The sequence below is a fragment of the Leclercia sp. M50 genome, from assembly GCF_037150775.1.
GTDB lineage: Bacteria > Pseudomonadota > Gammaproteobacteria > Enterobacterales > Enterobacteriaceae > Enterobacter.
The window spans coordinates 1-6293 of record NZ_JBBCPK010000158.1 but is presented as its reverse complement, the minus strand read 5'-3'; the positions used below and the strand labels follow the sequence as shown (position 1 = coordinate 6293).

Sequence of the window (6293 nt, the reverse complement as noted above, 5' to 3'; positions counted from 1 at the left end):
CCGGCACATGGAGTTCACCGAAAGCCGGGGCGATGACCACCCGCTTCGGGCGTGGGCCGGTAATGATCGTTTCCACCGGCGTGATGCTGGCCGGGGTTCTGCTGACGTTGCTCGCTAACCTGTGGGTGATTTTCGCCGGGATGTTGCTCTTCTCCGCTGGATTTTTTGCCGCCCATTCGGTTGCCAGCAGCTGGATCGGCCCGCGCGCCCGTCGCGCCAAGGGCCAGGCCTCGTCGCTGTATCTGTTCAGCTACTATCTGGGCTCCAGCATCGCCGGGACGCTCGGCGGCGTGTTCTGGCACCAGTATGGCTGGAACGGCGTGGGCGGGTTTATTGCGCTGATGTTGTGTGGGGCGCTGATGGTGGGCAGGCGTCTTCATTGCCGTTTGAAATGAGATCATGACCTGGTAAACACCAACAACAAAACTGATTCTGCAATTAGTGACAACCCCGTTCTGGTGCAAAACGTGTTCGGGGATTTTTATTTTTGACCATGCTGATATTTTCTAAACTATTACTAAACAATACCTTAAAGCCCCGTCCTCATTTACTTATCAATATCATTGGATTAAATTCCCTTATTCAACACACTGAATAAGGAAGTTTAAAAATGGCAATACCAGGCAACATGTGGTTATACGATGATGGTGGCGCACTTATTAAGGGTGGCTGCGATGTTTGCAACAGGGAATTTAGTATTGAGTTTAAAGGGCTACATCATAATCTCTCTACGCCTACAGATAACCTTACTGGAAAACCTACGGGTAAGCGCATTCATTCACCTCTGATGATTGTTAAAGAGTTCGACTATTCCAGCCCATATCTGTACAAAGCAGTTGCTACTGGTCAAGCACTGCAAAAAGCCGAATTGAAATTCTACAAAATTAATGATGCCGGTCTGGAAGCGGAGTATTTCAATATTCTTTTAGAAGGCGTTAGGGTTGTTTCGGTCTCTCCATCAATGGCGGCTCCAGGCGACAATAATAATAACCATCTTGAAACTGTAGAAATGCGCTACGAGAAAATCACCTGGAAGCATAACGACGGTAACATCGTCTTCTCTGACGCATGGTCAGAGCGCCAGACTGCGTAATGGGACTGTCGAATGGACACTACTGAAGAGATAAACGGGACATATTACTATCACGGACACATCAATGTGACCCCTGGCGAATTGTTTGACCTTATTTTCATTGAACAACTTGCTAATGCGTTGGGAATGACAACGGAAGCTGTCAGCATGATACTCATTGGCCAACCCTATATTCCTGTTTCTGGGAAATTGTCCGCGGCAACTAACACGCCGGGTACAAGTGTGGCCTCCATCGTCTCAAGAAAACTATTAGGTGATGCTCGCTTCCCTTTCGGACTCCGACCGAGCGCTCCGATGGGGAAATTATCAAAACTCAAAATGGTTCCTACAAATAAGATAGCAACCTTCATAGGCCGCTGGATCCCTTTTGCAGGCTACGCTGAGCTGATAATCACCGTTCAGCTTGTCGCAAAACGCACACGTGAAAAATACAACCTAATAGCAAGGCCCTCCGACCGCATACCGTGGACTTATTTCTGATGGACAGAGATTATGAAACCGAGGTTATCGGGTACATCATGAAGCATTACCCGATGCGGAAACACTGGTGTAAACCTGGTCTCAAACAGGTCACGAAGGAATGGACGTTAGTCGATGATTTTCAGTTTTTGCCAGAAGATGCCCACGACTTTTTGTCAGACCTGTTCGAACATTTCAAGATTGAGCATGCAAACTTTGATGGGAGAAACTACTTCGAGTATGAGTACCCATTCTGGCAAAAGAGACCTTCACCAGAACCTGAACTTAAACCACTCTCCGTCTCAATGATTATCGATTCTGCAAAAGCAGGTAGATGGTTGTACGACTAACAAGAGAAGGGGCATTTGTGCCCCTTTGTTAATAGCACTGCTCTCCCTTGTTTCTCCTCCTCTCAAATGAATGCAGGAAAAGTGCAGGAATCACGGTAAACTCCCCTGAGCACATCTATCTGACAGAGAACAACAACTATGCAGAAAAACGATTCTTATCAGCAACTCACCCGCACCTTCCAGCGTCTCTCCCGCTTCTCCCATCTCTCCGCCATCGCCAGCTGGGACATGTTTACCATGATGCCTGCGGGCGGCAGCGCCGCACGAGGTGAAGCCCTGGCGGAGCTGAGCGTCCTGCAACATCAAATCCTGACCGATAAAAACGTGGCCGACTGGCTGCGTAACGCCGAAAGCGAAGATCTTAACGACGTTGAACAGGCCAACCTGCGGGAGATGAAACGCCACTATCAGCAGGCTGCGCTGCTGCCGGAATCGCTGGTTGAAGCAAAATCGCTGGCGGGCAGCAAATGCGAGCATGCCTGGCGCACCCAGCGTCCGGCGAACGACTGGCAGGGTTTTGCCGTCAACCTGAAAGAGGTGGTGAAACTGAGCCGGGAAGAGGCCCGTCTGCGTGCCGAAGCCAAAGGCTGCACCCCTTACGACGCGCTGCTGGATATCTTCGAGCCGGATATGACCAGCGCCCGGCTGGATGAGCTGTTTGGCGATCTCAAAACCTGGCTGCCGGATCTGCTGGCGCAGGTGGTCGAGAAGCAGGCGCACCACGCCTTCGTGCCGCCGCAGGGCCCATTCCCCACCGCCATTCAGCGTGAGCTGGGGCTGGAGGCGATGAAGAGCCTTGGATTCGACTTTAATGCGGGCCGTCTGGACGTCAGCGCTCACCCATTCTGTGGCGGCGTGCCGGAAGATGTGCGCATCACCACCCGCTACAACGAAGACGAACTGTTAAGCGCCCTGTTTGGCGTGATCCACGAAACCGGCCATGCGCGCTATGAACAGAACCTGCCGCGCAACTGGCTCGGTCAGCCTATCGCCCTGGCGCGTTCTACCGCTATCCACGAATCCCAGAGCCTGTTCTTTGAAATGCAGCTCGGACGCAGCAAGGCATTCCTCAACCACCTGCTCCCGGCCGTCCATGAACGTTTCGGCACCCAGGCGGCCTTTACGCCTGAGAATTTTGTCGCCTGGAACCAGCGGGTGAAGCCTGGCTATATCCGCGTGGATGCCGATGAAGTGAGCTATCCGGCACACGTCGTGCTGCGCTATGAAATTGAGCGGGCGCTGATTAACGGCGAAATCGAGGTGGAGGACATTCCGGCGCTGTGGGATGAGAAAATGCAGGCCTGGCTGGGCTTATCAACAAAAGATAATTACCGCAACGGCTGTATGCAGGATATCCACTGGACCGACGGTGGCTTTGGCTACTTCCCGTCATACACCTTAGGCGCTATGTACGCCGCTCAGTTGTTCAGTGCGGCCAAAACCGCGCTACCGGGACTGGACGCATCCATCGCCGCCGGGGATTTCAGCGCCCTGTTCGACTGGCTGCGCCAGAACATCTGGCAGCACGGCAGCCGTTTCACCACCGCCCAGCTGATTGAGCAGGCGACCGGGGAAGATCTCAACGTCCGTTATTTCCGCGAACATCTTACCTCCCGCTATCTGTAACCTTCCTCGCCGGGTCATCGACCCGGCGTTGTACATACCGTTACACGCCGATACCAAACACTCACGGAAGCCCCGAAATTTCAGGGATATAGTTCTTTCAACGGCCCCGCAGTGGGGTTAAATGAAAAAACCAATTCGAGGGTAAGATGATGAAAAAAGTATTAGCTCTGGTTGTTGCCGCTGCTATGGGTCTCTCTTCTGCTGCATTCGCCGCTGACGCTGTTGCCAACACCGCGGCTCCGGCTGCCACCTCTACCGCGGCACCGGCTGCGAAAACCGTGCAGCATAAAAAACACAAAAAAGTCGCAGTACAGAAAGCGCAGGCGGCTAAAAAGCACCATAAAAAAGCTGTGAAAAAAGAAGAGGCCGCACCTGTAGCCCAGAAAGCGCAGGCAGCAAAAAAACACCATAAAAAAGCAGTGAAACACGAAGCTGCTGCTCCAACCGCAAAACCGGCTGCATAAGCCCGCTTAGCTTAACGTGTCCGCGACGGGCACGTTGGTCATCGGCGCTGTACCGGCAAGGTGGCAGCGCCGTTTTTTTATCCGGAGGGCGTTATGTTGCAGCGCTATCGGTTTGAGGTAATTCTTGTCACGCTTATTTTATGCGCACTTGTCGCGGGTGTGTTTTATATTTCCTGACTGTAGTACGCTGATTTTACTCCCACTTTCGCGCTGTCCCGTCTATAGTTAATTACCAGGGTTCATATTTAATAATCATAATTAATCCCTTTAGAGTGTGATATGCGTAAATCTGTTGCGATTGTGCTGGGAACATTTTTTCTCTTTTCTGGATTAAGTCATGCGGACGATGGCGACAACGAGGCCGCGAATGCCAAAGAGATTCAAACGCTCTTTTTTGGTCATGACGATCGCACGCGTGTCGCCGATCCGTCCCGCGCGCCGTGGGAGGCTATTGGCCAGCTGGAGACGGCCAGCGGAAACCTCTGTACCGCCACCCTCATCACCCCTCGACTGGCGCTGACCGCCGGACACTGTCTGCTGGTGCCGCCGAAAGGTAAACCGGATAGGGCCGTTGCCCTGCGCTTCATCTCGCAAAAGGGGAGCTGGCGTTATGAGATCCACGGCATTGAAGGCCGCGTCGATGCCTCGTTAGGCAGACGGCTGAAAGCCGATGGCGATGGCTGGATTGTGCCGCCCTCTGCCGCCTCGTGGGATTTTGGTCTGGTAGTGTTGCGCAACCCGCCGTCGGGGATCACCCCGCTACCGCTGTTTGCCGGGGATAAAGCGGAGCTGACCGCCGCCCTGAAAGAGGCCGATCGCAAGGTGAGCCAGGCGGGATACCCGGAAGATCATCTGGATGTGCTGTACACCCATCAGGACTGTATCGTCACCGGCTGGGCGCAAAACAGCGTGCTGTCCCATCAGTGTGATACCCTGCCCGGCGACAGCGGTTCGCCGCTGATGCTGAATACCGCCGCAGGCTGGCAGCTTATCGGCGTTCAGAGCTCGGCCCCGGCGGCAAAAGATCGCTGGCGGGCCGATAACCGCGCCCTGTCGATCACCGGTTTTCGCGACAAGCTGGCAGAGCTGGCCCAGCAGTGACTTAACACTGGCGCTGCTGCCGTAGCGCCATAATCGCCTCTATCGGCATCGGCTGACTGTACCAGTAACCCTGCAGCTGATCGCAGCCCGCCAGACGCAGCAGCTTCATCTGTTTTTCGTTCTCCACCCCTTCTGCGACCACCGTCATCCCCAGCGCGGTGGCAATGCGCACCGTACCGCTCACCAGCGCCGAGGCCTGTTCGTCGTGATCCACCAGCCCGGCCAGGGATTTATCTATCTTGATGGTATTGAAGTTAAAGCGGCGCAGATAGCCGATACTGGAGTAGCCGGTACCGAAATCGTCCAGTGCCACCGCGATACCCTGCGCCTTGAGATTATTGATGGCTGAGCGTGCCCGCTCGGGATTTTCCAGCACGTAGGTTTCGGTTACTTCCAGCTGCAGGCGCGTAGGGGGAAAGTGGCTGAGGGCCAGCGCGCCTTCCACTTTGGCTTCAAATTCGGGATCACGAAACTGCGCCGGGGAGATGTTGACCGAGAGTTTTAAATCCGTGTATGGCTCCAGATCCTGACAGGCCCGGCTGAGGACAAACTGCCCCAGGCCGTAAATCAGACCGCTGGTTTCGGCGACGGTAATAAACTCATCCGGCGCCAGCGGCCCCTGGGGACGCCGCGGCCAGCGCACCAGCGCTTCCACGCCGACCATTTTCTGGCTGCGGGCATCGATGATCGGCTGATACCAGACGTCAAACTCATTGTGTTCCAGACCATGACGGATCTGCCCCTCAATCGCCAGCCGACGCTCGCGAACGTTGTTCAGCTCGGCATCATAGTGCGTCACCCGCCCCTTGCCGGTAATTTTCGAGTGGTACATAGCAATATCGGCGCGCCGGAACAGCTCGGTGCTGGTGCACTCCACCAGCGTGCCGCTGGCGATGCCGATACTGGCGCCAATGTGGATGGAACGCTCACCAACAATGATGGGCGAGTGGAGATAATCAAGCACAAAGCCGGCAAACGCCGAGGCCAGCGCTTCGGCGTTGTCGCCCCCGATGGTCATGGCAAACTCATCGCCGCCCATCCTGGCCAGCATGCCGTCTTTGGGCACATTGTCACGCAGCGCGCCCGCGATGATGACGATCAGCGCATCGCCCACCTCATGGCCGTAGATATCATTGACGTCCTTAAAGCCGTCGAGATCGATAAACACCACGCTTTTGCGATCGGTATCGCCGCGCTGGC

8 protein-coding genes are annotated in these 6293 nt (G+C 54.7%); 7 read left to right on the top strand and 1 reads right to left on the bottom strand.

Translation table 11 applies throughout. The features are described 5' to 3' along the window. From WFM46_RS22355 to WFM46_RS22325, 7 genes are all read left to right on the top strand, one after another. Positions 1-395 (top strand): MFS transporter (locus WFM46_RS22355; protein ID WP_336998582.1); only part of this gene is annotated, 395 nt, incomplete at its 5' end. A 215-nt stretch (positions 396-610) separates the two neighbouring features. Beyond that, positions 611-1093 carry an Hcp family type VI secretion system effector gene (locus tag WFM46_RS22350; RefSeq protein WP_336998581.1) on the top strand — a complete coding sequence of 161 codons (483 nt, stop codon included), beginning with the start codon at positions 611-613 and terminating at the stop codon, positions 1091-1093. A 12-nt stretch (positions 1094-1105) separates the two neighbouring features. Further along, positions 1106-1573, top strand: coding sequence for an STM2901 family protein (locus WFM46_RS22345; RefSeq protein WP_336998580.1), 468 nt, complete (start codon positions 1106-1108; stop codon positions 1571-1573). Next, a complete protein-coding gene (locus WFM46_RS22340; RefSeq protein ID WP_336998579.1) occupies positions 1573-1902 on the top strand; it encodes a DUF1493 family protein in 330 nt (109 codons plus the stop codon). Before WFM46_RS22345 ends, WFM46_RS22340 begins: the two co-directional genes overlap by 1 nt. A 138-nt stretch (positions 1903-2040) precedes the next feature. Continuing rightward, entirely contained in the window at positions 2041-3528 is a 1488-nt protein-coding gene (locus tag WFM46_RS22335) for a carboxypeptidase M32 (RefSeq protein WP_336998578.1), read from the top strand. 149 nt (positions 3529-3677) lie between these two features. Further along, the gene (asr, locus tag WFM46_RS22330; protein ID WP_103179429.1) at positions 3678-3992 is read left to right on the top strand and encodes an acid resistance repetitive basic protein Asr; all 315 of its coding nucleotides are present in this window, start codon (positions 3678-3680) and stop codon (positions 3990-3992) included. Positions 3993-4271: 279 nt separating this feature from the next. Beyond that, entirely contained in the window at positions 4272-5093 is an 822-nt protein-coding gene (locus tag WFM46_RS22325) for a trypsin-like serine peptidase (RefSeq protein WP_103179428.1), read from the top strand. Between the two features lies 1 nt (position 5094). Here the strand turns inward: WFM46_RS22325 and WFM46_RS22320 are convergent. Next, on the bottom strand, positions 5095-6293 hold a 1199-nt coding region (locus tag WFM46_RS22320), incomplete at its 5' end, for a putative bifunctional diguanylate cyclase/phosphodiesterase (protein WP_336998577.1).

Excerpts from the sequence above, each read along its gene's own strand:
- WFM46_RS22350 (WP_336998581.1), top strand. The coding sequence starts at position 611 with ATGGCAATACCAGGCAACATGTGGTTATACGATGATGGTGGCGCACTT.
- WFM46_RS22345 (WP_336998580.1), top strand. The coding sequence starts at position 1,106 with ATGGACACTACTGAAGAGATAAACGGGACATATTACTATCACGGACAC.
- WFM46_RS22340 (WP_336998579.1), top strand. The coding sequence starts at position 1,573 with ATGGACAGAGATTATGAAACCGAGGTTATCGGGTACATCATGAAGCAT.
- WFM46_RS22335 (WP_336998578.1), top strand. The coding sequence starts at position 2,041 with ATGCAGAAAAACGATTCTTATCAGCAACTCACCCGCACCTTCCAGCGT.
- asr (WP_103179429.1), top strand. The coding sequence starts at position 3,678 with ATGAAAAAAGTATTAGCTCTGGTTGTTGCCGCTGCTATGGGTCTCTCT.
- WFM46_RS22325 (WP_103179428.1), top strand. The coding sequence starts at position 4,272 with ATGCGTAAATCTGTTGCGATTGTGCTGGGAACATTTTTTCTCTTTTCT.